At 45.6% G+C, this 25,453-nt stretch carries 26 protein-coding genes and 1 other RNA gene; 9 read left to right on the forward strand and 18 right to left on the reverse strand.

Translation table 11 applies throughout. The features are described 5' to 3' along the window. Positions 1–31: 31 nt before the first annotated feature. Genes NSS66_RS02360 through NSS66_RS02370 form a run of 3 tightly spaced genes read right to left on the reverse strand, consistent with a single transcriptional unit; the run spans position 32 to position 2,543 of the window. A complete protein-coding gene (locus NSS66_RS02360) occupies positions 32–601 on the reverse strand; it encodes a DUF309 domain-containing protein (protein WP_028542815.1) in 570 nt (189 codons plus the stop codon). Further along, a complete protein-coding gene (locus NSS66_RS02365) occupies positions 602–1,414 on the reverse strand; it encodes a GTP pyrophosphokinase (RefSeq protein WP_023988035.1) in 813 nt (270 codons plus the stop codon). It abuts the gene before it with no gap. Positions 1,415–1,448: 34 nt separating this feature from the next. Beyond that, positions 1,449–2,543, reverse strand: coding sequence for a quinone-dependent dihydroorotate dehydrogenase (locus tag NSS66_RS02370; protein WP_340958388.1), 1,095 nt, complete (start codon positions 2,541–2,543; stop codon positions 1,449–1,451). 218 nt (positions 2,544–2,761) lie between these two features. Between NSS66_RS02370 and NSS66_RS02375 the strand changes: the two genes are divergently transcribed. Beyond that, positions 2,762–2,908 (forward strand): hypothetical protein, encoded by a 147-nt coding sequence (locus tag NSS66_RS02375; RefSeq protein WP_023988033.1) that lies wholly within the window; start codon positions 2,762–2,764, stop codon positions 2,906–2,908. Between the two features lie 27 nt (positions 2,909–2,935). Here the strand turns inward: NSS66_RS02375 and NSS66_RS02380 are convergent, their stop codons facing one another. From NSS66_RS02380 to NSS66_RS02390, 3 genes are all read right to left on the reverse strand, one after another. Continuing rightward, entirely contained in the window at positions 2,936–4,360 is a 1,425-nt protein-coding gene (locus NSS66_RS02380; protein WP_028542816.1) for a L,D-transpeptidase, read from the reverse strand. A gap of 265 nt (positions 4,361–4,625) precedes the next feature. Continuing rightward, positions 4,626–4,868 carry a ferredoxin gene (locus NSS66_RS02385; protein WP_023988031.1) on the reverse strand — a complete coding sequence of 81 codons (243 nt, stop codon included), beginning with the start codon at positions 4,866–4,868 and terminating at the stop codon, positions 4,626–4,628. 161 nt (positions 4,869–5,029) lie between these two features. After that, positions 5,030–6,310, reverse strand: coding sequence for a DNA polymerase IV (locus NSS66_RS02390; RefSeq protein WP_023988030.1), 1,281 nt, complete (start codon positions 6,308–6,310; stop codon positions 5,030–5,032). Positions 6,311–6,602: 292 nt separating this feature from the next. Between NSS66_RS02390 and cimA the strand changes: the two genes are divergently transcribed. Beyond that, complete coding sequence (gene cimA / locus NSS66_RS02395) at positions 6,603–8,219, forward strand: citramalate synthase (RefSeq protein WP_028542818.1); 1,617 nt, start codon at positions 6,603–6,605, stop codon at positions 8,217–8,219. Between the two features lie 38 nt (positions 8,220–8,257). Here the strand turns inward: cimA and NSS66_RS02400 are convergent, their stop codons facing one another. The 4 genes from NSS66_RS02400 to NSS66_RS02415 form a co-directional block, all read right to left on the reverse strand. Beyond that, on the reverse strand, positions 8,258–8,902 hold the full coding sequence (locus tag NSS66_RS02400) for a TlpA family protein disulfide reductase (RefSeq protein WP_076264296.1): 645 nt from the start codon (positions 8,900–8,902) through the stop codon (positions 8,258–8,260). Between the two features lie 169 nt (positions 8,903–9,071). Then, positions 9,072–9,809: an exonuclease domain-containing protein gene (locus tag NSS66_RS02405; RefSeq protein ID WP_023988027.1), complete on the reverse strand. Its 738-nt coding sequence runs from the start codon at positions 9,807–9,809 to the stop codon at positions 9,072–9,074. Then, positions 9,806–10,888 carry a DUF294 nucleotidyltransferase-like domain-containing protein gene (locus NSS66_RS02410; protein WP_316243536.1) on the reverse strand — a complete coding sequence of 361 codons (1,083 nt, stop codon included), beginning with the start codon at positions 10,886–10,888 and terminating at the stop codon, positions 9,806–9,808. Before NSS66_RS02410 ends, NSS66_RS02405 begins: the two co-directional genes overlap by 4 nt. Positions 10,889–10,936: 48 nt before the next feature. After that, entirely contained in the window at positions 10,937–12,340 is a 1,404-nt protein-coding gene (locus tag NSS66_RS02415) for an ammonium transporter (RefSeq protein WP_023988025.1), read from the reverse strand. Between the two features lie 295 nt (positions 12,341–12,635). On the opposite strand from NSS66_RS02415, the gene NSS66_RS02420 reads away from it, so the two are divergent. Both NSS66_RS02420 and NSS66_RS02425 read left to right on the forward strand, forming a co-directional pair. Continuing rightward, positions 12,636–13,067, forward strand: a complete 432-nt coding sequence (locus NSS66_RS02420; RefSeq protein WP_023988024.1) for a MerR family transcriptional regulator — start codon at positions 12,636–12,638, stop codon at positions 13,065–13,067. Between the two features lie 40 nt (positions 13,068–13,107). Continuing rightward, the gene (locus tag NSS66_RS02425; protein ID WP_013309722.1) at positions 13,108–13,779 is read left to right on the forward strand and encodes a zinc metallopeptidase; all 672 of its coding nucleotides are present in this window, start codon (positions 13,108–13,110) and stop codon (positions 13,777–13,779) included. A 79-nt stretch (positions 13,780–13,858) separates the two neighbouring features. Here the strand turns inward: NSS66_RS02425 and NSS66_RS02430 are convergent, their stop codons facing one another. Continuing rightward, positions 13,859–14,797: a LysR family transcriptional regulator gene (locus tag NSS66_RS02430; RefSeq protein ID WP_023988022.1), complete on the reverse strand. Its 939-nt coding sequence runs from the start codon at positions 14,795–14,797 to the stop codon at positions 13,859–13,861. A 98-nt stretch (positions 14,798–14,895) separates the two neighbouring features. Continuing rightward, positions 14,896–15,519, reverse strand: a complete 624-nt coding sequence (locus NSS66_RS02435; RefSeq protein ID WP_023988021.1) for a rhomboid family intramembrane serine protease — start codon at positions 15,517–15,519, stop codon at positions 14,896–14,898. A 119-nt stretch (positions 15,520–15,638) separates the two neighbouring features. Here NSS66_RS02435 and tpx point away from each other — a divergent pair, with 119 nt between their 5' ends. Continuing rightward, on the forward strand, positions 15,639–16,157 hold the full coding sequence (gene tpx / locus NSS66_RS02440) for a thiol peroxidase (protein ID WP_053325164.1): 519 nt from the start codon (positions 15,639–15,641) through the stop codon (positions 16,155–16,157). 92 nt (positions 16,158–16,249) lie between these two features. Here tpx and NSS66_RS02445 read toward each other — a convergent pair whose 3' ends face one another. From NSS66_RS02445 to NSS66_RS02460, 4 genes are all read right to left on the reverse strand, one after another. After that, entirely contained in the window at positions 16,250–16,642 is a 393-nt protein-coding gene (locus tag NSS66_RS02445) for a DUF1499 domain-containing protein (protein ID WP_013309718.1), read from the reverse strand. Between the two features lie 211 nt (positions 16,643–16,853). After that, positions 16,854–17,048, reverse strand: a non-coding RNA gene (ssrS, locus tag NSS66_RS02450) — 6S RNA. 58 nt (positions 17,049–17,106) lie between these two features. After that, positions 17,107–17,868 (reverse strand): YesL family protein, encoded by a 762-nt coding sequence (locus NSS66_RS02455; protein WP_023988019.1) that lies wholly within the window; start codon positions 17,866–17,868, stop codon positions 17,107–17,109. A 222-nt stretch (positions 17,869–18,090) separates the two neighbouring features. After that, positions 18,091–19,680 (reverse strand): DEAD/DEAH box helicase, encoded by a 1,590-nt coding sequence (locus NSS66_RS02460; protein WP_023988018.1) that lies wholly within the window; start codon positions 19,678–19,680, stop codon positions 18,091–18,093. A 325-nt stretch (positions 19,681–20,005) separates the two neighbouring features. On the opposite strand from NSS66_RS02460, the gene NSS66_RS02465 reads away from it, so the two are divergent. From NSS66_RS02465 to NSS66_RS02480, 4 genes are all read left to right on the forward strand, one after another. Further along, a complete protein-coding gene (locus tag NSS66_RS02465; RefSeq protein ID WP_025722295.1) occupies positions 20,006–20,827 on the forward strand; it encodes a YitT family protein in 822 nt (273 codons plus the stop codon). Positions 20,828–20,999: 172 nt separating this feature from the next. Next, positions 21,000–21,188, forward strand: a complete 189-nt coding sequence (locus NSS66_RS02470) for a hypothetical protein (protein WP_080683009.1) — start codon at positions 21,000–21,002, stop codon at positions 21,186–21,188. Between the two features lie 219 nt (positions 21,189–21,407). Beyond that, positions 21,408–22,586: a putative glycoside hydrolase gene (locus tag NSS66_RS02475; protein WP_028542824.1), complete on the forward strand. Its 1,179-nt coding sequence runs from the start codon at positions 21,408–21,410 to the stop codon at positions 22,584–22,586. A 196-nt stretch (positions 22,587–22,782) separates the two neighbouring features. Beyond that, a complete protein-coding gene (locus tag NSS66_RS02480; protein ID WP_068940264.1) occupies positions 22,783–24,153 on the forward strand; it encodes an MATE family efflux transporter in 1,371 nt (456 codons plus the stop codon). Here NSS66_RS02480 and NSS66_RS02485 read toward each other — a convergent pair. After that, positions 24,150–24,359, reverse strand: coding sequence for a DUF3906 family protein (locus NSS66_RS02485; protein ID WP_023988014.1), 210 nt, complete (start codon positions 24,357–24,359; stop codon positions 24,150–24,152). The genes NSS66_RS02480 and NSS66_RS02485 overlap by 4 nt on opposite strands. A gap of 117 nt (positions 24,360–24,476) precedes the next feature. Then, positions 24,477–25,448: a 6-phosphofructokinase gene (gene pfkA, locus NSS66_RS02490; RefSeq protein WP_023988013.1), complete on the reverse strand. Its 972-nt coding sequence runs from the start codon at positions 25,446–25,448 to the stop codon at positions 24,477–24,479. Positions 25,449–25,453 lie beyond the last annotated feature (5 nt).

Genomic DNA, 25,453 nt, shown 5'->3' on the forward strand with positions numbered 1-25,453 from the left:
TGCTTGCTTACCATGTGCATGTGCTTCAAACTCAAGGCGCATCCTTCGTTTCCACCGAGACAAAGCCCGATCCGCCAGCGGCCTGTCTTCGCCTAATTGAAGCTTCCAGCGCCTGCTGACGCTGCTCATGCTTTTCCCCACGCCGAGGACCTCTCTGCTGCGGGATGTTGACTGGAATGGACGACGATGCCTTCTCCACGGCACGGCGCAACCCGGGCTCGACGATTTCAATCGTCAAATCCCGATAAACCGGCGGTTGGTGCTGAAGCTCTTCCGTGCAGGTCATAACAGCTTCAGCAAGCTGACGGGCGCAAACGCGCGCCTCGTCCACCAGTTTCGCCATATTAATGCCCAGCGCCTGCGAAGGAGCATGCTCCAGCCGGTGGACCGCACTATCCAGCATCATATGTCCACCACGATAGTTACCATTCCGAAAATGATACAGTCCTACAGCAACTTGCAGCAAACCTTTATATACAGGGTCACGGTCCAGCTTAAGCCACAGCTCTTCCAGTACCTCATGACATTCAAAGTAATCCCGATCCCGATTGAAGTATACCAAATAAGTCACGTACAGCGGTTCGTAGGAAAGGTTTGCCATTTAATATTCATCCCTGTCTTCTTCCTTGGTAGAGGCTTCTAGCATCTCTTTAACCTCATCGTGAAGCAGCTTGATTCCTTCCATGTCGTGCCGTTCCCACAGTTCATTAAATCTGCGCTGCGCATCAATCGTTTCACTGATCTTATGGTAGAAATACAGCCGATGCATACCTGTTAGCACTTTGGATACGATATTGGCTTCATCCTCGAACTTTTTCTGCGCTTCCAATATTTCAAGACGCATGGAAGACATCTCATTATCCAATACAAAGGCTGCCTCAGCTGCCTTTTTCAACCGTGTGCGCATATTATCAGGCAAGCTTTCACGATACTTATAGCTAAGAGAATGCTCAATAGTTGCCCAAAAATTCATAGCCAACGTACGGATTTGAATCTCTGCCAGCACGATTTTCAACCCCACTGCTGTCTGAACCGGATACTCCACAATCATATGAAAGCTGCGATAGCCGCTGTCTTTATAATTGGTGATATAGTCCTTTTCATACAGTACGGTCAAATCCTTACGTCTTCTGATGTATTCGGCCACCCGCCGAATATCCTCTACAAATTGACACATAATGCGAATGCCTGCAATATCCTCGATTCCCGTCTCCAGCTGATCAGAAGGAACTTGTAATCTCTTCGCCTTATCGAGGATGCTTGATATTTTTTTAACCCGTCCGGTTACGAATTCGATAGGAGCGTATTCCTCGCGCTTTTTCAGCTCCGCACGCATTGTTTTGAACTTGACCTTAAGCTCTTCCACCGCCTGATCGTATGGCAGTAAAAATGTTCCCCAGTCTCTTCCGTCCATCCCCGTACCTCCTGTCTCTTCCGACAACACTTTTTTATCTGTGATCTGCACCAACAGCCTCGTTAATGTGTCTAAAGCCGTCCTTTCGAAGCAGCTCACGCAGGCCAGCATGTATAGCCCTATTTACTTCCGGCCCTTCGTAGATCAATGCTGTATAAATTTCAATCAGGCTTGCGCCTGCTTTAATTTTGTCATAGGCATCACGACTCGTGAAGATGCCGCCTGATCCGATAATAGGCAGCTTACCTTCCGTCTGGCGGTACACCCGTCCGATGACCTCTGTGGAACGGTCACGCAGCGGCTTACCACTCAGCCCTCCTGTTTCACTCGCATTTCGGTGCGTCAGACCAGCTCTGGATATCGTTGTATTGGTCGCAATAATGCCGTCTACTCCACTGGCAGCAATCGCATCTGTCATATATTCCAATTCCTCATCCGATACATCCGGCGCAATTTTAACTAGTACAGACTTGGCATTGCCGTACTTTTTCGCCTGGACTCCCATCTCTGCCCGAACCGCTTCCAATAGCGACTTCAGTTCATGACCATGCTGGAGCTTTCGTAAATCCGGCGTATTCGGCGAGCTAATATTCACTACAAAGAAGTCCGCATACGGATACAGTGCGGAAATACACTTTTCATAGTCCTTATGAGCATCCTCATTGGGCGTGATTTTATTTTTACCGATATTAACTGCGACCGGAACAGGTCGATGTTTGAGTGCAGCCAGACGTTTGGCCATGCTCTCAGCACCCAGATTGTTAAAGCCCATCCGATTGACTAACGCCTCATCGGGAGGCAGTCGGAACAAACGAGGTCGATCATTGCCGGGCTGTCCCACAGGTGTCACCGTTCCCACTTCCATAAATCCAAACCCGATAGAAGAAAAACCAGTAACCGCTTCTGCATTTTTATCCAGTCCTGCAGCCAGTCCAATCGGGTTGGGAAAATGAATGCCAAACAGATCAACGGCAAGATCCTCCGTTTCCTTGACTCCGTACATCCTTCGCAGTGTCGCTGCTCCACCAGGGAGTGAACCCGCATGTTTTAAGCCGTCAATGACTACATGATGGGCCGTCTCTGGACTCATTTTAAAAAAAACAGGTTTCGCAATCCTTCGATACAACACGATTCATCCACTCCGTTCTATGCCCTTGCACAATCCTAAAAAAACATCTCTACAAAATAGTTTAGCTTTTTCCATACCAAAAAGAAAGTAATTTGCGAGGTGTAGTATCAGAACAATTCAGTTGTCATGGAGATGTCATTGAAAATGTATAATCAAACCATTTACAATGGACATAGTAAGACAAGACCTTAGCCCGTTAGAAAAGAGGGATTGCTGATATGAAGACCAAGCGCAAGCCGCCCAGTCTGCAAAAGAAAAAGGATGAGGTGAACAAGAAAGCGATTGTATGGACCGCCGTCAGCTTTGTTCTCCTCATCATTGTGATTATTCTGGTCATTGTTTTAGCACAAGCAGGAAATCGTTAAACACCAAGTAGCAATAGCATCAAAACGTTAATTTAGCCAGTGATAGGTTTTGCGGGGATTCGTCTGGTCATGCTGCGGCTCACTTGTAAATCGAGAACCAGGCACAAGCACTTGATCAGGCAATCCCCCGTTACCAATGACCACCTCCGTACCCGAAGGTACGAGTGCAAACAATTCCTCCACATCCTCTTTACCCATTCGGACGCAACCCAACGACTCATTTTTGCCAATGCTGTCCGGCTCGTTCGTGCCATGAATGGCATAATTCGTTGCAGACAGTTGCATTCCACGACTACCAAACTCACCGTTGGATTTACCGTTCGGATTTACTACTTTATCGGTAATCACAAATTTCCCTTCTGGTGTTCTTTCTCCACCCAAACCGATAGGATAATTTCGAATAAGTACATTGCCACTTACCAGGGCGAGCCTGTGCTTAGATTTGTCCACCACAATTCGCAGCGGTTGCCCCAGAAAAGGTCGTCCGTGCAATGACGATGCCAGTAATGGACTGCTTTCGGCCGACGAGTCAGCGTCTAAATCTACTGCCTTCCCTGTTCCCTGTCCAGGTGAAGCAAGTAAATTACGCATAGGTGTAAAAGCCTTCTTCATCCCGTCTGTCGTACCGTACATCGTGTTAGCGGGAAAGTCTCGAGTCAGTTCATCAAGACTCTGGGGAAGACGTTGATGCTGTGAGCGAAAAGCACGCATGGAGCTATTCAACACAGCTAATTCCTCCTGTCCAGCAGCCCATTTTAGACCTGCTTTGCGAAGATTTTCACTGTCTGACGGCTTGCAAGCACACGCAGCGGCGTCGTAAGACTGAACAGCTAATCCGCCGTTTCCTTTGTTCTGTACACTAAGTAATGGCTTCATGCCCTCTCTCCAGAGCAGCCACGAGCCCCCTTGCTCCATGCCCAACACCGTAGTCTTGGACGGCAATCGGCTAGTCTTAGCCAACATATCAGTAAGCCCCGTTCCAGCTCCACTCCCTTTTCGAGCTTGAGCCGTAAACACACCACCAACCACACCGATCTGGGCCATCTCCTTCGGATCAGCAGCGGCCACTTTCGTAACTTCAATATTATCAATTGCTGCCTGCTCAGTTCCGGATGGAACAGATGTATTTTCATTTGAGGGTCTCGGTGAATTGGCTGAAGGAACCCATATGAGCAGTAGTACCATTAACGCAGTTAACAGGTGGCGTGTTCGAGCCGTCCTTCGCTCCTTCTCCTTGGACATCTGAACCAGTTTATCCTGATATTCCATCCATACGTCTGCCGGAATCTGTTTATGCTCGAAGGCTTCGAACACTTCTCCTGCGCGATTGAAGCAATAATTTGCTTTGCCCTCCTGACCGCTGCTCTCATACTCTTTGCCGAGTAAATACCAGGCCATTTTATTATCAGGGTGTTTTTTTACATACGATTTAAGATGAGGCGAATGGTTCATCGGATCCTCCTGATCGTGTAATCTTGCATACTTCCTATTATGTATATCGGTAAAAATAGACTCGATGGACAGCACATAAAAAAAACGTCTATCGATGGACTTTCACGGAAGCCAGACCGCGTTTGGCAGAAGTTTTTTTAGATTATAGAATGGCTCAGCTCCGCTGAACTATTCTATAATCTAAAAAAACAGCACCGACAGCTTACTTTCACCGTTATACGGCGAAGGGAGCTGTCGGTGCTGTGCCTATCAAAGAAGCCTACGCTTAACCTTCTTTATTGAACGGCTCGTCTGCTACTTTAATGGAATCTGTAGGGCAACCGTCACAAGCATCCTGCATATCATCAAACAAATCATCCGAGATTGCCTTGATGCCTTGGTTTGCATCCCCTTCAAAGATCACTTCAGCCAAACCTTCATCATCATAATCATAAATGTCAGGTGCTGTAGCGCCACAGGCTCCGCAAGCAATGCATGTATCTTTTTCTACCCAAGTGTATTTAGCCATAACTTTTCTCTTCCTCCTATACAATCAAACAAACCAGCTTTTACATTCTATTCACATATTAATACAAACCCAATATTATTACAAATTATTTTCCTTTATCCTTCGTGTAAAAAATGCTTATAACGTAAGCTTCTGATGCTTGCAATAATCTATCCAAAAGTTCACTCCGGAGTTGGTAGATTGTCTTTTTGCAGCGAAGTTCCGCGCAGCTTGGAGTTGCGAAGAAGTACCGAAGGATCATCTCCCAGCATCCCAGCGGTCAAAATTGCATTTTCACCAAACTTATCGCGCAGTGCATCCATCGTCTTCAATAAGCTTTCTTTCTTAGGCTGATCCTGGTATTCAAATAGATCCATTTGAACGGCCGCTTCCTCCTTTGGAATGAGCTGCTGTAACGTAATCCCCAGTAAGCGTACAGGCTTATCTTCTCCCCAATGGCGACGATACAACGCACAAGCTTCCTTATATATGTCCTCTGCACTTTCCGTAGGAGTGCTCCTGACTTGAGAACGCGTAAAGGTCTTCATATCCGGCGTCCGAATCGTCAATTGTATACCTCCTGCCAGCATACCGTGTCGTCGAAGCCGCCGGGCCACCTGATCACTAATGTTAAGAAGTACCCGTTGGGCTTCTTCCAGCTTTACCACATCCATAGGCAGGGTAGTCGTGTGACCAATGGACTTGTTTGGCTCCCGTTCAGTGCTGACTGGTGAATGGTTAATTCCGTTAGCGGCCAATTTTAACCACGAACCCGTCACACCAAATACGCCAACCAGCATATGCTCATCGGCCTTAGCTAGTTGCCCAATGGTACGAATATTCATTTGTAGAAGCTTATCTGCCGTTTTGCGGCCCACACCAAACAATTGACCACAAGGAAGGTTCCACAAAATATTGGGTACATCACGCAAACGTAGAATAGATATCCCGCGTGGTTTTTTCAGATCAGAAGCCATTTTGGCCAGCAACTTGTTAGGAGCAACTCCAATTGAACAGGGCAGGCCCAGCTCGTCTTCTACTCTGCGCTGGATTTCCTCAGCAATTTCCATAGGTGTTCCAAACTGTTTGGAGCCAGAAATATCCAGATAGCACTCATCAATTGAAGTCGCTTCAAGCATAGGCGTATACGAATATGCAATGCTCATAAATGCTTTGGAATAACGACGATACAAGTGAAAATCAGGCTGTATTACAATGAGCTGTGGACAGATCCGGCGAGCCTGCTGAACGACCATCCCTGTTGAAATACCCAATCGTCGGGCTTCATAAGAGCAGGTTACAATTACACCTTTGCGCAGCTCACTACTGCCTGCCACCGCGGTAGGCAGTCCCTTATATTTCTCCGGCTCCTCCGCTGCATGAACGGAACAATAAAATGCATTCATATCCACATGCAGAATAACTCGCCCACCAGCCGGATAATAAGCACTGACATCTTTCATGCTCAACCCTTCTTTTTAACTGTAAATTCACCCATCATCGCGGGAATATGTGTTTTGATTTTATACTTGAGACACTTTTAAATGCTATTTCTATTTTACATAAAAATAATGGTTTTGCGGCTAAAAATGATAATTATATATTACAATTGAAGTCATAAGTTGATATAATCGACTAACATACGAACACGACAAACTAACGCTTTCCTGTTTTTAAGCGTTAAACAACTAAATTAATGTGCTTAAAAAAGCAGAGCATCACCAATCTGAGCAATCCGCAAAGGAGGAGTCCCTCATGTCCACCGCTATTTCTATCTTTGACACAACGCTGCGAGACGGCACTCAAGGAGAAGGAATTAGCTTGTCTGCTGATGACAAATTGAAAATCGCCAAAAAACTCGATGATCTCGGTGTTCATTATATTGAAGGCGGGATTCCCGGAAGCAACAGCAAGGATATCGAATTTTTCAAACGGGTACAAGAGCTGGGCCTTCAGGCAAAGATTGTCGCCTTTGGCAGCACGCGCCGCAAAGATAGCATCGCAGCACAGGATGTCAATCTGCAACGAATTCTGGAATCCGGCGCTCAGGCTGCTACACTTGTGGGTAAATCATGGGATTTTCATGTACACACCGCCTTACAGACGACACTGGAGGAAAATCTGTCTATGATTTACGACTCCATCGCCTTTTTAAAGCAAGGGGGCATGGAGGTTATTTTTGATGCCGAACATTTTTTCGACGGATATAAAAATAATCCCGAGTATGCAATGGCCGTTATGAAAAAAGCTGAAGAAGCAGGCGCGGATTGGCTCGTGATGTGCGATACAAACGGCGGTACCCTACCGCATGAGATTCGGGAAATTGTCACTATGCTGCAAAGCCAGATAACGAGGTCACAGTTGGGTATTCATACACACAATGACTGCGAATTGGCAGTAGCGAACTCTCTAAGTGCTGTACAAGCAGGCGCAAGGCAGGTTCAGGGTACCATCAACGGCTACGGTGAACGGTGTGGTAACGCTAACCTGTGCTCCGTCATTCCTAATTTGCAGCTCAAGCTGGGCTACGACTGTCTAGATATTGAAAAGTTAAATCAACTCCACAATACAGCCCGCTTTGTGAGCGAAGTCGCCAACGTCAATATGCCTGTGAACCAGCCTTATGTTGGCAATGCAGCTTTTGCCCATAAGGGGGGCATTCACGTGTCAGCCATTCTGCGCGACTCGCGAACTTATGAGCACATCGCTCCTGAACTCGTGGGGAACAAGCAGCGGGTTTTGGTCTCCGAACTGGCCGGGCAAAGCAACGTGGTATCCAAAGCGCAAGAGCTGGGCATCACCCTTGACCCATCCAGTGATGAGGCACGTGGCGTAATTAGCCGCATCAAGGAACTGGAGCATCAGGGATACCAGTTTGAAGGCGCGGATGCTTCGCTGGAACTGCTCATTCGTGAAGCAGGCGGTGAAGTGAAGGAAATGTTCTCTTTTGAGTCCTTTAAAGTGCTGGTAGAGAAAACAGCCGGCCGCCCGGTCGTATCCGAGGCATTCTTGAAACTGAATGTCGCAGGGACGAGTGTCTATACCGCAGCTGAAGGCAACGGTCCTGTCAACGCGCTCGATAACGCACTCCGCAAGGCTCTTTCTCAGTATTTCCCTGCCTTGCGGGACATGCATTTGGCTGACTACAAGGTACGTGTGCTTGACGAAAAGGATGCCACCGCCGCCAAGGTACGTGTGCTCATTGAGTCTAAAAATTACGAGGACGTCTGGAGTAATGTAGGTGTATCCGAAAATGTAATTGAAGCCAGCTGGGAAGCTCTCTTGGACAGTTTCCGTTACGCATTGTTGGAAGCACCAACTCCAAAAAACGATCAGGCAGAGCTTACTCATCATGGATTAGTTAATCACTAATCAGGTGCTCGCATGAGCTATAAGGTGCCTTTGGCGGTCTACTCGGCTCCCAAAGACACCTTCTTTTTTTGAAGAGTTTTTATTTTGCGTTCCAACTCCTGCTCACTGAGCATTCCGATTATGATTTCGCGGACCTGTCCATGATGATCAACCAGTACATGGGTCGGAAAAGCCACCCCTCCAAATCGTTCAAACAATGCTCCTTGCTCATCAAGTAAAATGGGAAATTGGAGATCCAAAGAGCGGGAAAACTTCTGTACATCCTCCAATCGATCATAGCGAGTTACATTGATACCATAAACATCCACATCATCTTTGTACTTACTATACAACTCATTCAGCATAGGTGCTTCTAATCGGCACGGGTCGCACCACGAAGCCCAAAAGCTAATAACCAAAGCTTTATTGCGCGTGGCCCCTACATCGTAGGACTTGCCATTTAACCCCTTTAAAATCAAAGAAGGAAGCCGTTGACCAGGCTTTATCTTTTTCATTACCTCTACCGCATGTGCTTCAGCCTCTACCTCTTTCTCAGCTTCAACTCTTTCTCTACCATATTCCTCTTTTAATGGTACATTTTTTATGGACAGGCTTGCTGCATAAGTTGTGTTTGCAATAACTCCCCATGAAGCCCCAACCACAACCAGCATAACCATCGCTCTGATGAAAAGAAATCTTTTCACGTCTTATCACCTGTCTTTCATCTAATGACCCTTACCTTCTCCATAGGATGCCCATACTGTTCCCACCTCTAACCTTCTAAATCTGAACAGGACGCAAAAAAACAGCAAACCCACGAAATCGCGAACTTGCTGTTTTTATGTGTATATGAATGCTATGCCTTGTACTGAATCAGGCATGACTTAAATGCGCGTAGACATCTGCCAAATTGGTCACGTTACGCTTCAGCATTTCCTGAACATACGCAACCCACAGCTTAGCCGTCATTTTCGCATCCTCTAACGCATGGTGCCGCCCTTCAATCGGAATGGATTGGTAGGCCAACAATTCATCCAAACTGTAGGTTTGATGTTGCTGTGGCTCGAGCCATTTGGCAAGCATCATCGTATCCAGAACACGATGAGTCAATTGGACTTTAGATGTTTTCCATAACGCAGCATTCAAAAAGGCCTTATCATGAGCGCTAGCATGTGCTACAAGTACTCGCCCACCTACAAAGGACATAAAGTCGTGCAGTCCATTCATAAGTGGTGGAGCTTGATCCGTCATTTCCCGGGTAATCCCAGTTAGCTCGGTAATGTGCTCAGGAATCACAGTCCGTGGATTAACAAGCGTATAAAACTGCTCTTTTTCCATAATCATGTCCCCGACAACCCGAATCGCCCCGAACGATAAAATCTCATCTCCATGCTGTGCTGAAAATCCCGTTGTCTCCAGATCAAAAACTACCGTCTCCAAACGATCCAGCGGGGTCCGCAATACTTCAGAGCGCCGTTGCTCCCGGGTTAAGGAGCGAATAAACGCCATCTGCTGAGCCGTAGGAGCCCCCATTACAGATGCGATCGCAGACGGTACTCCTCCTCTGCGGAGAGCGCTCCAGAAGCCACTTCCCTGCGCCGGTTCCTTCATGACCTTCTCCCTTCCATAAATCGCAACTGCCTTTGCAACGCACGATGCAGCCGTCGTACCGTCGAAAGCGCCTCGCGCAACTCATGCCAGCCTTTACCTTGTTTCAGCGGCTTTACAGCCAGGTAGCCATTGCTGACCAGCAATCCATCATTCTCTTTCACTGGCGTAGCCATTCGTAGCTGAAGCGCAATCCGAAAGGCTCGCTCGCAAGCATCGAGTAAAGGCAACGGTGCCGCTTCCAGTGATGCGAGACGACTGAGCCTTTTGAAGGTGGAGGTTTCCTCTACACCATGTTGCAACGCCAAAAAACGGACTGCGTTCACCAGTGGAATGTACAATCCGTATTTCACATCAAAATCGCCCGCATGCTCACCGAAGCGCTCGGTAACGATCTGACCTAAAATATTAAGTGTCGCTTTATGCCTCACTGTGTTCCTAAGTACCGCCGAGGGTAAATCAGGATGTTTTCGGAACAACTCATAAAAACTTCGTTTCCAGTTTGCAGATAGTCGCTCATCTCCAGCGATATGCCTCATATCAGACGAGATAATCAGATAACGGATCGGCTCCCAAGCAAAATCATCCGACCATTTCGTTAGCTGTTTTTGCCATCCAGACAATGTTTGACGCCACAACGGCTCCGAGCACATTACTTTCCCTTCACATTTGGGATATCCCAAATACTCTAACATCGCAGACACTCTGCGACCAAACTCTCTAAAATACAATTCTTTGTCAGCAGATATTGTGTCACTGATAATCATACCGTTATCCTGGTCACTCCACAGCGTCGATTCCGAGCGCCCCATGCTTCCGAAGGCTATAAATGCGTAAGGGACGGGAGGAGGGCCGAAGCCATCCTCAACCATCCCTTTTTCGCACATTTGTACAGCTCTGGCCGCGATGCGGTCATGCATTTCATTCGCCGTTCGTAACCAGTCTGATAACGGAGCGGAGGCTTGGGAAGCCAGCAGCCATTTTTGAGAGTCGACCCTGGCCTGCCTTAGCGATTCAGGTGTATCTGCATGATCTATCACTTCGGCGGAACTCACCCAAGGGGCCATATTTTGCAGTTCCATACTTCCATCTCCTCCGCTCATCCATACTGGTTCTTTATATTTTACATATTAGTTCACAATTCCAGAACGCTTTTCAGCCTCAGCAACCAACTTCATTTGCTCAGGATACCCGTACGTACCGTGTTCACTGATATCCAGTCCCATCGTTTCTTCCTCTTCCGTAACGCGAATACCCATAATTGCTTTCATCGCACCCAGAATAATGAAGGAAATGACGAACACGAAAGCCAAGGTGCCAATCAGTCCAAGCAGCTGTACTCCTAATTGGGTAAATCCACCACCATAGAACAGACCCGCTTGACCTACACCTGTTATTTTTACAAGCTCAGGAGTAGCGAAGAACCCTGTGGACACTGCGCCCCACATCCCTGCAACACCATGCACGGAGAAAGCATATACCGGGTCATCTACTCTTGCACGCTCAAACCATTGCGCTGTGAAGAAAGTGACGATCCCTGCAACTGCACCAATGACCAGTGCCGCCCAAGGTGCTACAAAGGCACAAGAACCAGTAATGGCAACCAAAGCCGCCAGCACACCGTTTAACATAGCAGGAATATCTGCCTTTCCGTATACCATCCAGGATACGAGCAAAGCGAAAACTCCACCTGCCGCAGCAGCAATATTGGTAGTCAAGGCCACATATCCAAAGAATCCGTCGTTCATAGCCGATACAGCACTACCTGGGTTAAATCCAAACCAACCAAACCAGAGAATAATAACACCCAAGATAGAGTACACCTGATTATGACCAGGGATAATGTTCGGCTTGCCATCTTTATTGAACTTGCCCAGACGCGGTTTGAGCAGCAGTGTAGCGACGAGTGCCGCCGTAGCGCCTGTCAAATGGACTACCGTCGAACCGGCATAATCCTGCATTCCCAACTTACCAAGCCATCCGCCGCCCCACACCCAGTGAGCTACAACCGGATAGATTACGATGGAGAATAAAATACCGAAGATAATGTATACACTTAATTTTGCACGCTCTGCCATCCCCCCGCATGCGATAGAAAGTGATACCGCAGCGAAAGCAAAGTGGAACAAAAACATAATTGTAATCGGAACGTCCAGACCTGAAAGAGCATCAAACGATACTGCAGCATCCGTACCACTCATGAAGAAACCCGTCAGTCCCATAAATCCGTTGCCGCCATCATTACCAAAGCCGAATCCAAATCCAAGTGCCCAGAAGGACAAAGCCGCAACACCCGTGGTGAGAATCGTTTTACCAGCGACATGGCCCGCATTCTTCATTCGTGTCGAGCCTGCCTCCAGCAATGCAAATCCCGCTTGCATAAAAAATACAAGTATAAATGCCAAGAACGTAAAGGCCGTGTTTAGCCCAGCTTGAAGTTGAATATTTGTCGGACCGTCAGCAGCAAATGCACCTACCGGAAAAGCTAATACTGTCAGCATGGCCAATAATACAACTAACCACTTTTTTCTCATGAAGCCCACTCCCTCGAATGTTAAGTTTCTTTACATTTCGTGAAATTCTTATTGTCATTATAATCAGAATACATGAAAGTTGACAAGATTTTTTTTATTATGTTAAAAAAATACGTTCCCAAACAATCCATGTCACATTTACTAACTATAAAAGTAGCTTGTTTCCGTCCGAAAAAAAGCATGACGTTTGACTGTATGGTTGGGAATCATGTAAAATATTCTTTATAAACACTCCGTTTGCAAATGCTAATATTGAAGGTTGAACGAAGAGCGCGAGGTGAAGACAGATGGGGATATGAAGCTGTATCGAATTGGTGAGCTAGCCAAGGCGGCTGGTGTCAGCGAACGAACTATTGATTATTACACAAAGCTTGGTTTAATCACACCTGAAGAACGATCATTGAAAAATTATCGGCTTTATAATGATGAAACCTTAAACAGGCTTGAACGTATTAACCAAATGAAACAAGAGAAATATAGCCTCGAGGAAATCAGACAGACACTGATTAAATGGAACTCGGTCGCGGGGGAAGAGCACGTCACGGACAAACTAACGAGTCTAGAGATGCACATGCAGCGTCTGGAACGTGAAGTCAATGAACTACAGCCTCTTCTGGGGCAGCTCAAGCCCGTTCAAGCGCGCAAGTTGCTTACTGGTCTACTACCACAAAGCGCCGCTTGTATCGAAGCTCTGAAGTATCTGCTGGAGCATAGTTCTATGATGTAGATGCCCGGGCTAGTGATGAACAATAATGGAGGGTTGCTTTATGATGGGTATGTATATATTGATTATTCTTGCGTTCGGATTATCCTTATGGGCGCAATTCCGTGTAAAAGGTACTTTTAATAAATGGTCTGATGTCCCAAACGAAAATGGGTTGACCGGTTATGATGCAGCTCGGCACATGCTGGATCGCAATGGTTTGCATGATGTGCCTATTGAACCAGTACCTGGTGCTTTATCTGACCATTATGATCCAATACAAAGAGTCGTACGGCTGTCCGAGCCCGTTTATTATGAAAAATCCATTTCTGCAGTTGCCGTAGCTTGTCACGAGGTTGGTCATGCCATTCAGCATAAAGAGCATTATCCCATGCTGGCACTCCGTCACCGGATCTTTCCGATCGTAAACTTCGCTTCCGGGATTGCACCGTTTCTGCTGATTGCCGGTTTCTTATTCAGCTACACGAACCTGATTGGCTTGGGTATCATCTTTTTCTCGGCTACTGTCGCTTTTCAATTAATTACATTACCGGTTGAATTCAATGCTTCCAACCGCGCCCGAGAAATTATGGTTTCCGAAGGGTTTATCCGTAGTGATGAAGAACGGGGTATAGCCAAAGTATTAAATGCTGCTGCACTAACTTATGTGGCTGCAGCTCTCGTTTCCTTGCTGGAACTAATCCGCTTAATCGGTATCTTTAACAGCCGGGATTAATTGCTTGTATTACAAAAAAGGTTGTTCCTCCACCAAGAGGAACAACCTTTTTCCTTTATCTAAAACCAATCAGCTATACTCACTGCCCTAAATCCGCTTTAGCACTTCCATTCGGAGTAGCAGCACTACCTTTAAGGCCAAAATATTGCAACAAAAAAGTTCGGAATGACTTTGCAACTAATGGTAGTTTGTCATCTCTGCGATGAATCAAGCCAATAGTTCGCGTGACCTCTGGATCAACAATCGACACTCTTGCAGGTTGAAGCGGGTTGGTCTGAAACAACGCCATTTCAGGCAAAAGACTGACTCCCATACCAGCCGCAACTAATCCGCGAATCGTATCTGTCTCTTCACCTTCAAAAGCGATATCCGGCGTAAACCCCGCCTCCAGACAAGCCTGCCAGACAATCGGACGTAACGAATATCCATCTCTGAACAGGATGAATTTTTCTCCTTTAAGCTGACTCAGCGTAATGTGTTTGGCCGTAGCTAAAGGATGATTGGGCGGGAGAACAGCAAACAACTCCTCGGTCAGCACCACATCCCCCTCTACATGATCATGACGATCCGGAAAAGGAGATACAAAAGCCAAATCCACCTCACCCGCTAACACATCACGAATTAAACTCGGGTACATCCCCTGTTTAAATCTGAATTTAACATTGGGATACCGCTTTCGGAATTCAGCCACCACCGTAGGAATAAGATGAATCCCCAAACTGTGCGGAAAACCGATGCGGATTTCGCCCCCCTCAGGATCCAAAAACTCATGAACTTCTAAAACAGCTCGCTCTAGATCTTTTATAATCGTCTCAACCCGTTTGCAAAATAGTTGTCCCACTGGCGTAAGTTGCAAATTGCGACCCTTTTGCATAAAAAGATTGACTCCCAGCTCCTCTTCAAGCTGATGAATTTGCCGACTTACCGCAGATTGCGCCACATGTAGCTCCTCGGCTGCCTGAGTGACATGTTCTTTTTGCGCTACCTTCATGAAGTATTGCAACTGTCGTAATTCCACTCCGATATTCGCTCCAATCTGTTTTTCAACATCCGGAAGAAGACGTCAATCGAACATCATCCTCTTTCTTCCCCTGCTAACTTACCGTAAAACTATCTTTAGTGACGTTTGCGTTGGCCAGTCAATCTGATCATTAATCCATAAAGGAAAAACCCACTGAGCAATCCCCCGAAGTGAGCGGTCCAGTTAATGTTCGCTACAGCGAAAGAAAACAGGATACCAAACCCAAGCAGCGTGTACAGCGTTTTACGCGAGGCGTCATCCATCAGTGACCGCTGGAACAGGGCAACGTATAGGAATGCTCCATAGATGCCATAAATCGCTCCTGAAGCTCCTACAGAGACTGTCGTTTCCGTCATCATATTGTAATGCGCGATGGACAGTATGTTCCCTACAATGCCCGTGACCAGATACAATAACACATAGCGGAAGGACCCCAGCAAACGCTCCAGCGGAGGAGCAAAGACGAGTATGGCGAAGGAATTGAACAGAAGATGATCAAACCCTGCATGTAAAAACATGGCTGATACATATCGCCACAATTGATCAGTGAATGGCGCTTCATTAATCAAAGCTCCATATCGGATCAACGTCAAACTATTTTCCGATCCACCCTGTACGGTGAGTACAATAAACATCACAATATTAATGAGCAAAATCAGACAGGTTACTGGGTAAAACCGCAAATAACTTTTCCAGTTCTCATAACGTAAAAAAATCAAGGCAATCCTTCCTTCATGGGTGTCTCCACCTTATTCAAATTGGACAATGTCTTTTATAAAAGATTATAATAGATTTCGGCAACGATAACCAATGCTAAAAACCAAGGAGGCTATTACATATGGCACAAGAACGTACAGGAGCTGCTACTTTTAAAGGCAATCCTTTGACACTCTTAGGTCCTGAACTGAAGGTTGGAGATCAGGCACCTGATTTCAAATTACAGAAAAACCTGCTAGAAGCAGCTACGCTCCAAGACTTTGCAGGCAAAGTCAAATTGATCAGTGTTGTTCCTTCTTTGGATACAGGCGTGTGTGACGCACAGACTCGACGTTTTAACCAGGAAGCTGATTCCCTTGGGGATCAAGTCGTAGTGCTGACTGTCAGCGTCGATTTGCCTTTCGCTCAAGCTCGTTGGTGCGGTGCTGCCGGTATCGACCGCGTATTGACACTGTCCGACTATAAGGATCATTCCTTCGGCGAAGCTTATGGTGTGTTCATCAAGGAATTCCATTTGGATCATAGAGCTATTTTTGTGATTGATCAAAATGATAAAATCGCTTACGTAGAATACTTGAGCGAAATGTCCGAGCACCCTGACTATGAGCAAGCGATTGCAGCAGTGAAAAAACTCGTCTAAATCAAGACTGAATATTAAAAAAGCGAGTGAAGGGTTGCCTTCCTCGCTTTTTTTGACGTTTGTCTGCCACATCACTGCTCACACATCTACAATTACTGCACGACCTTGTGAGCGGACAGCTTCTTGTCAATCACAGCGAACAGTTGCAAAATGATGCGGTAATTCGCGCCCAAGTCCCCTAGCGATCCGCGCGAAGCAGAATAAATATCCACCGCACTCCGAACTGGCGAGACGGACAATATAGAAACGGTAATGTCGACAGTTCTACCGAACGCCGTTCGCTTCTCTAACGTAATCTCACCTACGGATGCTACCTCATGGAGTACCTTGTAGCCAGGAATTTTTTTCAAAATAGATGATACTTCTTCCCAAGCCTTGTCTCTCGATAAGTTATAATAGCGTGTCTTCATTTGGGGGTCCTTGACCCGGTCGCTTGTACCTTCTTGGCTGCGCACAATCCCTACCAGAGTCCTCTTCAACGACAAGACATTTCCTCCTTCACGATAATCGTTGCCATAATGCAGCACATCGGTTTTTTTGCTGCAAGCGCTTTATAAAAACGTTAAACAACAAAAATTTAACCGACCATACCTGTGGTATGCGACCTTAGTACCTCATGTCTTAGTTTAACATTGTTACATACAAAAAACACCCTGTTTCTGCACGAAGCATGAACAGAGTGTATTCATTATCTTTGGAGTACCCGCCGATGCCGTCCGACCATAGCGTCTTCTGAACCTGCTTTAGCAGGTGGGTGACCGCAGAATAAACTTTTGAAGTCCCCTTGTCAGGAATTGACAGGGCTTTTCAGCTGTTCATCCGTATAGATCTCCCTAGACATTGTCATTGGTTCAAAACAACAAATGACCGTAACGTGCATCGCAGGATGTGACCTTATTATAGCGCTTCTCACTCAGAAAGTAAATGCTAGGAGAAATATGTTTTATTTTTAGAGGTTATCACTTTTCTTGTCTTCAATGGTTGCCGTATCTTCATCTTTCTGCTTCATCTTTTCCATTTGATCTTGCATTTTGAGGAATGTTCCATAAAAATTAAAGAAAGCGAACCAGGCAACCACGCTGCCGATGAAGAATAGGAAAAGCACAGGATATTTGACTCCAATAAATATAACAACGGCGCTGCCGAGCATGGTGGAAAATACACGGAATGGTCGAATCAGCGTCAATAAAACCGCATTTTTAATAATTTGTCCGGTAGACATATGATAATGAGCCACCATCGAAAAGAAGTTAAACATAGACACAAGCAAAATAATGATAAGAATAAGCATAATTACGCCCACGATTTGCAAGTTGCTGAGTTGTGTCATATATACGGTATAATCCACATACATGATGACAAACAGCAATGTGTAAAAGATACCCCCGATCAGACTCTGCTTATAATTCTCTTTATACCCTTTAAAAAAGGTGCGAAACACGCCCGTATCGGTATCACCCATTACCCATTTGCGAACCACTGTGAACATAGCCGATGTGGCTGGAAATAAAGTAAGCGGTGCCAAAATAGCCATCGCCCAGTTCATTTGTAAAGACTCATTAGCCAAATTCTGATTCATTACAAGTAGTTTCAGTATGAGGCAGAATACAAAAGGCGACGAACATAACACCCATAACAAATTTGTAGCCGCCAGTCGGGTAATCCACTCGGTCAGGCGGTAAATACCACCCATAGCTCCTTTAAACTCCAATGTCAGTCTCTCCCTCCGCAAGCCTTGGCAGTTCCAAGACTCATGTTGCTATGCCTATAAATTCCGGCTCTTGACTATATCATACCGTATTTCAGCCCTAATACGCCAGAGAAATCAATACATGACCCATTAAAGCAGATCGCTAAAAGGTTCATTCATACTGATCAATCATAACAAAAAAGCCGAAGCTTCATCTGCTTCGACTTTTCATTATTTCATTTCTTATTCGGAAGAGGAATCTTCACGTCTTGCAGGACGACGAGTTTCTCCATTGCTGCTCGGGCGTGGTTTACGATCTCCACTGTAGCGGCTTCCTGAATCACGGTTGTAGCCACCGCCTTCTTTGCCACGGTTGTAACCGCCATATCCACCTTTACTTCCACTACCGCCGGTACCGCCAGAACGGTTGGAATTGTAACCACCATTGCTGCGACCGCTATAGTTGGAAGGCTTGCGACCGCCAGAACGCACGTCTGGTTTACGACGTTTTGCACGGATCGGATCTTCTGGAGTCAACTCAATCGATGCTTCTCTTTTCTCACCAGTCATCAGTTTCAGAGCTGCGGAGAGAAGTTGTACAGAATCATATTGCTCCAGCATTTGAATAGCCAAACCTTTGTACTCGTTCAGCTCACCGCTTTCTACAGCCTCTAGGAGACGTTCAGCAATGATACGTTGTTTGCCTTCCAGAGCTTCAGCCAACGTTGGAAGCGGCTTGCGTGGAATGCGGTGACGAGTTACACGTTCGATAAAGTGCAAATGGTCAATTTCACGAGGCGTTACGAAAGACCAAGCTTCCCCTTCTTTACCTGCACGTCCAGTACGTCCAATACGGTGAACATAGCTTTCTGGATCTTGCGGAAGGTCAAAGTTCACAACGTGAGTTACGCCGGAAACGTCCAAACCACGGGCAGCTACGTCAGTCGCTACGAGCACATCGATGCTTCCGTCACGGAATTTACGCATTACAGCATCACGTTGGTTTTGAGACAAGTCACCATGCAAACCGTCTGCAGAATATCCGCGTTTTTGCAGAGCTTCAGCCAGCTCGTCTACCCGACGCTTAGTACGCCCAAATACGATAGCAAGTTCTGGGGATTCCATGTCGATCAAACGGCTCAATGCTTCGAATTTTTGACGCTCAGGAACTTCGATATAGGCCTGATCAATCAGTGGAGCACTAACTTGTTTAGGAATAACTGAAACATGCTCAGGATTTTTGAGGAATTGCTCAGCCAATCTTTTAATATTAGGAGGCATTGTAGCCGAGAAAAGCATCGTTTGGCGCTCGTCTGGAACTTGCTTCAGAATGGATTGAATATCTTCCATGAAGCCCATATCCAACATTTCATCTGCTTCATCCAAAACAACTGTGTTTACATCTTCCAGCTTGATGGTTTTGCGATTAATATGGTCAAGCAAGCGTCCTGGCGTACCAATAATAATTTGAGGTTTCTTTTTCAAAGCACGAATCTGGCGTACGATATCTTGTCCACCATAGATTGGCAAAGTACGAAGACCTTTGAAACGGGAGAGTTTTTCGATTTCTTCAGCTACCTGGATAGCAAGCTCACGTGTTGGTGCCATGATCAGGGCTCTGATTTTTTCGTCGCTTCTAGAAATTTTGTTGATCAGCGGAATACCAAACGCAGCAGTTTTACCAGTACCTGTTTGGGCTTGGCCAATCATGTCTCTGCCTTGCAGTGCAATCGGGATGGATTGGGATTGAATTGGTGTTGCTTCTTCAAAACCCAGTTCTGTAATCGCCTGAATTACTTTCGGTTCAAGATCAAATTCTGCAAATGTCGTCAAATTTATTCAAACTCCTTCATAATGGTGGATGTGGTGGACAATCCACAATGTTGTCTGTATTCTTAAGTAGCGATATTATTGTATAAGTTTTCCCCAATACAGTGACAGTTTATTTAGACCTATAACTGCATCTTTCTGTAATGAATTTGGGGAACCTATCCGATACATCTTAAACGAATTTATCCTTTTTAAAACAGTTTAAATTTTAAGTGTTTCTCTGGACATAGGTCCCTACTCAAGAATATCCACATCGCATTATAGCACAGAACAATTCATGAATACCAGCAAGTTGCTTCCCGTATAATTTAAATGAGGTGAAATTAAGTTGTTAAAAATAGTGTTAAACTGCTTAACTGTCATTCTTGGAGCCGCTGCCATTGCATGCGGTTTTAATCTGTTTCTCGTGCCACACCACTTGCTGAGCGGAGGAGTAGCCGGGCTTTCCATGTTAATCGGCTACTTCACAAAATTTGATATCAGCGCGATGTATTTTATTATCAATATCCCGATGCTTATTGCAGGCTGGTTTATTTTAGGCAAGCGTTTTATTAGCCTGAGCATTTTATCCGTTGTCGTTACAACGTGGATTTTGGCGTGGGTGCCGGTGCAATCTGTCGTGTCGGACCCCCTGCTGGCCTCCGTTTTTGGTGGGGTAATGATCGGCGTTGGAGCAGGAATTTCCTTTCGGGTAGGAGGGTCCACGGGCGGTTTTGACATTATCGGTTCCATCGTCACTCGTTATCGTGACTTCCCCGTAGGAACTGTACTTGTTGGCATGAATGGACTGGTCATTCTTGCAGCAGGATATTTGAACGATGATTGGAATATTGCACTTGCGTCGATGCTATCTATTTTTGTGACTGGCAAGGTATTGGATCAAATCTATGTCAGTCACACGAAGATTACCGTCTACATTATTACAGAGCACACCGACAAGCTACTGGAGCGGATGTTGACCACACCACGCGGTGTTAGCAAAATAAAAATTGAAGGCGCATTTTCACATACCGAAAAGGACATGCTGATGACTGTCACGACACGCTACGAGCTAGTTGAATTAAAACGCATCATTAAAGAAGTGGACCCATCTGCTTTTGTCAATATTGTGGAAACGGTTGGGGTGATGGGTTCATTTCGCCGAAGATAAGCACAAACCTAAGTGTCAAAATACAGTTTCTGTGGTACACTATATGTGCGCTGTTCCCATAGTATATAAAGACCAGCTTTACCTGCTATTTCACAGGCACTTTGCTTTTCCGAATCGTATTGAATGATTCTTTTGGAATGATTCCGAGCAGGAAAGGGTGATTTTTGTGGAAATGGAAACGGTAAAACTGTCCGACATTGTCTTAAGGTGGTACCCGGAAATGCTCCCTTCTCTCAAAAAGGATGAGCTTAACTCGATGATTGTGCTTCGGGACGGGATGGCCATACTCAAGCCAACGGATGCGCTAGAAATTATTCAGTACAGTATTTGCGAGCATCAAGACAATAATTATCTTCAATAAATTTCTTTACCAAGTGCCGCTTCTTCCGGTTGCATCTACGACCGCGAAGAGAGCGGCATTATTTATGCATTTTTATGGATTCAATGAACACCGGTTGGGTTAATCATGTAAGACTGTGCCTGATGATGATTCCAGTATTGGTTACAAGCGTGTTGTTTTTCGATACATAACTTTACGTATAATCAGGTAAGCGACATACATAAGGGAGAGAGTTAGGAAATGAATATGATTTGGGCAATTATGCTATTGGCGATGGGGATAGGCGGAAACGGGGATCAGTCAGCCAACGCTCCAAATGTAAAAGATACGGTGGCAACAACAATTAGCAGCGCCATGATTCAGGCTCAGCACAATAATATGAAGGTGGATGCCTCCAATCCTCCGGTTAAAATTGACCCACAACCGACGACTCCTGCTATCAAGGGCATCTATGTCACGGCTTATAGCGCAGGCGGTTCGCGTATGACCCAGTTGCTTGAACTGCTTGACAAGACAGAGCTCAATTCCATGGTTATTGATATTAAAGACGATGCAGGTTACATCACTTATCCAACGACCACTCCCGAGCTGCTCAAATTGGGCAAGCCGCAAAAATTCATTCGGGATATTTCCGGTTTGATGGACCGATTGAAAAAGCATAATGTTTACCCGATTGCTCGTATTGTCGTATTTAAAGATACTGTACTGGCCAACAAAAATCCCGAGATGTCTTTCCGTAACCCTGACGGCTCTGTCTGGAAAAACGGCAAAGGAGACGGGTTCGTTAATCCCTATAATAAAGAAGTATGGGATTATAATATCGCCATCGCTAAGGAAGCAGCCAAACTTGGTTTTAAGGAAATTCAATTTGACTATGTACGTTTCCCCGAAGGCTTTGAGAAAAGAGCAGACAAGCTGAAATATACCAAATCAGATCAATCCCGCTCGGATGCAGTCGCTGAATTCGTACAATATGCCCGCAAAGAGCTAGCTCCATTAGGTGTACGAGTATCGGTAGATATTTTCGGATATGCCGCATCCGTTCCTGCTGCGGAGGGGATCGGACAGGATTTCACTAAAATCTCCGAAAATGTGGATGTCATTTCGCCCATGGTTTATCCAAGTCACTACACCACAGGCTGGTTCGGTGTAAAAGATCCCGATAAGAATCCTTACCAGACGATTAAAGGCTCCATGGCCGATACCCACAAAAAGCTCGATCCGACGGGCAAGCTAAAGCCAATTATCCGTCCTTGGATCCAGGATTTTACCGCAAGTTGGTTGGGGAGCGGACATTATGCCAAGTATGGGAAAACTCAAGTAGAGGATCAAATTCGCGCGCTTAAGGATATGAAAGTGGATGAATATTTACTCTGGAATGCCACAAACCGCTATACAAGTGGAGTAACTTACAAATAATTTATCCCTCCGGACTTCTCGTTCTCTTATACAAGATTTAGAAATTATATAATTATTTCGAAGGCTGTCCCGTTGTTTGGCGAACGGGTGCAGTCTTTTTTATTACTGTTCAAATGTAGCGGTATCCCTTACAATAAATACTTACATGTTATGATATATACAAATAATCAATCCCTAGTAAATGAGGAAAACAAAAATGCAATTGACACTAACAACGGGGCAGAAATGGAAGCAGCTTTTCTACATTTTGCTCCCTATCCTGATTACCCAGCTTGCACTATCTGCCATGACTTTTTTCGATACGAATATGTCAGGGCACTTTTCCCCTGCCGATCTGGCTGGAGTAGCCATTGGAGTAAGCCTATGGGTTCCTGTACAAACAGGCCTTAATGGAATACTTATGGCTATCACGCCCATTGTATCTCAATTGGTAGGAGCACAGCGCAAAGATAAAGTCTCCTACTATGTCATTCAAGCACTTTGGCTCTCTCTCGCCCTGTCTATGGTCGTTTTGATTGCTGGCATTATTTTGGTCAAACCTATTTTGAACGGTATGAATTTGGAACTGAGAGTTCATAATGTGGCCCTATACTACCTTTGTGCCATGGCCTTCGGGATTGTTCCTCTATTTGCCTACACTGTGCTCCGAAGCTTTATGGATGCATTGGGACAAACCCGCTTTACGATGTTAATCACGCTCATGTCATTACCCATCAATGTATTGTTAAATTATCTACTTATTTATGGAAACTGGGGTTTTCCGCGTCTGGGGGGTGTGGGTTCCGGGGTAGCGACGGCGACCACCTACTGGATCATCATGCTGGTTGCCGGTATCACTGCGCATCGTGGAAAAATATTTGCCGAATACCGAATCTTTAACAAAATATACGGGATTGCTGCTGGTGCTTTGAAAGAGCTCATCAAGATTGGAGTACCGATTGGATTTGCTATATTTTTTGAGACTGCCGTCTTTTCAGCCGTCACCCTCTTCATGAGCAGTTATAATACAGCTACCATAGCCGCACATCAGGCCGCCATGAACTTTGCATCTACGCTGTATATGATTCCACTCAGCATTTGCATGGCACTTACGATTCTGGTTGGCTATGAAACAGGAGCTACTCGCCCGCGGGATGCCAAAGCTTATAGTGTAATGGGTATCAGCAGCGCAGTAGGTCTATCACTGATTACAGCTATTGTACTGCTTATCTGGGGTGAACAGGTCGCTCGACTTTACTCCACCGATCCGCAGGTCATTCAATTGGCACAGCATTTTCTAATCTATGCGATTTTCTTTCAGATATCTGATGCTGTCGCTACACCTACACAAGGAGCGCTACGCGGGTATAAAGACGTCAATCCAGCCTTTTTGCTCACATTCCTCTCCTATTGGGTCATTGGGCTTCCTGTAGGATATATACTGGCACGCTGGACTTCATTGGGGCCCTACGGCTATTGGATCGGTTTGATTACAGGATTGGCAGTAGGCGCTATTTTACTTCTCTGGCGTCTGGTGAAAGTACAACGTCGTTTCTCCGAAAAAAAACAACACGCAGAGGCTATCTAGCCTTTGCGTGTCTCGATTACATATGCTGCGCCTAAAGTTATTCGTTTTTTCTCCACAATCGCCACTTCGTTCAGCTTGGGAGGAAATAGAAAGTGTCTCTCCACATGTTGTTCAATCTCCTCAAATGCCTGTTCTTCATTTTCAGCGGCGAGAATAACGGTCAGCGCTCCTTCCGAACTGTCCACTTCGATTTTGAATAGGTACATGTATGACTACCTCCTGATAGGACTCAAAGCTAAAAAAATAGCGGATGACTCGGGTCATCCGCATAATTTTGATCTTTTCCAATATCAGAGCCGATCTATTTTACATAAAGGCTCTTATTATTGGGACAAACGCAAGGCCAGCTCATAAAGCTCCATATTGAAATCTTTTTTGGTATTTACAACCTTGTCAATATCTGTAGCTACCAACTTACCGTCGATCGTTCCGCAAGCCTTGTCAGATATGCCCTCAATCAATTGGCGAACAGCAAAGTCACCCAAACGGCTCGCCAGGTTGCGGTCAAACGCTGTTGGTGTGCCTCCACGTTGGATGTGTCCAAGCACTGTAACACGAGGCTCATAATCCGGACAGTTTTCTTGGATAACCTGTGCTACTGTTTCGCCTTTGCCTACACCCTCAGCAACAATAATGATACTGTGGCGTTTGCCATGCTTAAAGTTTTGTTTCATCCGATCGGATACTTCATTCAGATCAAATTCTACCTCAGGCACCAAAATCGTTTCTGCGCCAGAAGCCAGACCTGCATGGAGAGCAATATCGCCACAATGACGTCCCATAACTTCCACGATGGAAGAACGTTCATGGGATGACATCGTATCACGCAGCTTGTTGATTGCGTCCACTACGATACTAACCGCTGTATCAAAACCAATAGTGTAGTCCGTGAAAGAAATGTCATTGTCAATCGTTCCCGGAAGACACATGGTTTTAATGCCTTGCTTGGTCAGTTTGTTAGCTCCTTGGTAAGAACCGTCGCCACCAATCACGACTACGCCGTCAATTCCACGGTTACGCAAAATTTGAGCGCCTTTTTTCTGCCCTTCTTCAGTCGTAAATTCCAGGCATCTTGCAGATTGAAGTACAGTACCCCCACGTTGGATAATATCTCCGACGCTTCTCAGATCCATTGGAAAAATATCATCGTTCAAAAGGCCTTGATAACCGCGTTGAATCCCGAATACTTCCAGTCCAAAATACAATCCGCTACGTACGACGGCGCGAACTGCCGCGTTCATCCCTTGTGAATCTCCACCACTTGTTAATACTGCAATTTTCTTAACTGCTGTCATGATTT

It is taken from the genome of Paenibacillus sp. FSL R10-2748 (assembly GCF_038005565.1).
Lineage (GTDB): Bacteria > Bacillota > Bacilli > Paenibacillales > Paenibacillaceae > Paenibacillus > Paenibacillus polymyxa_B.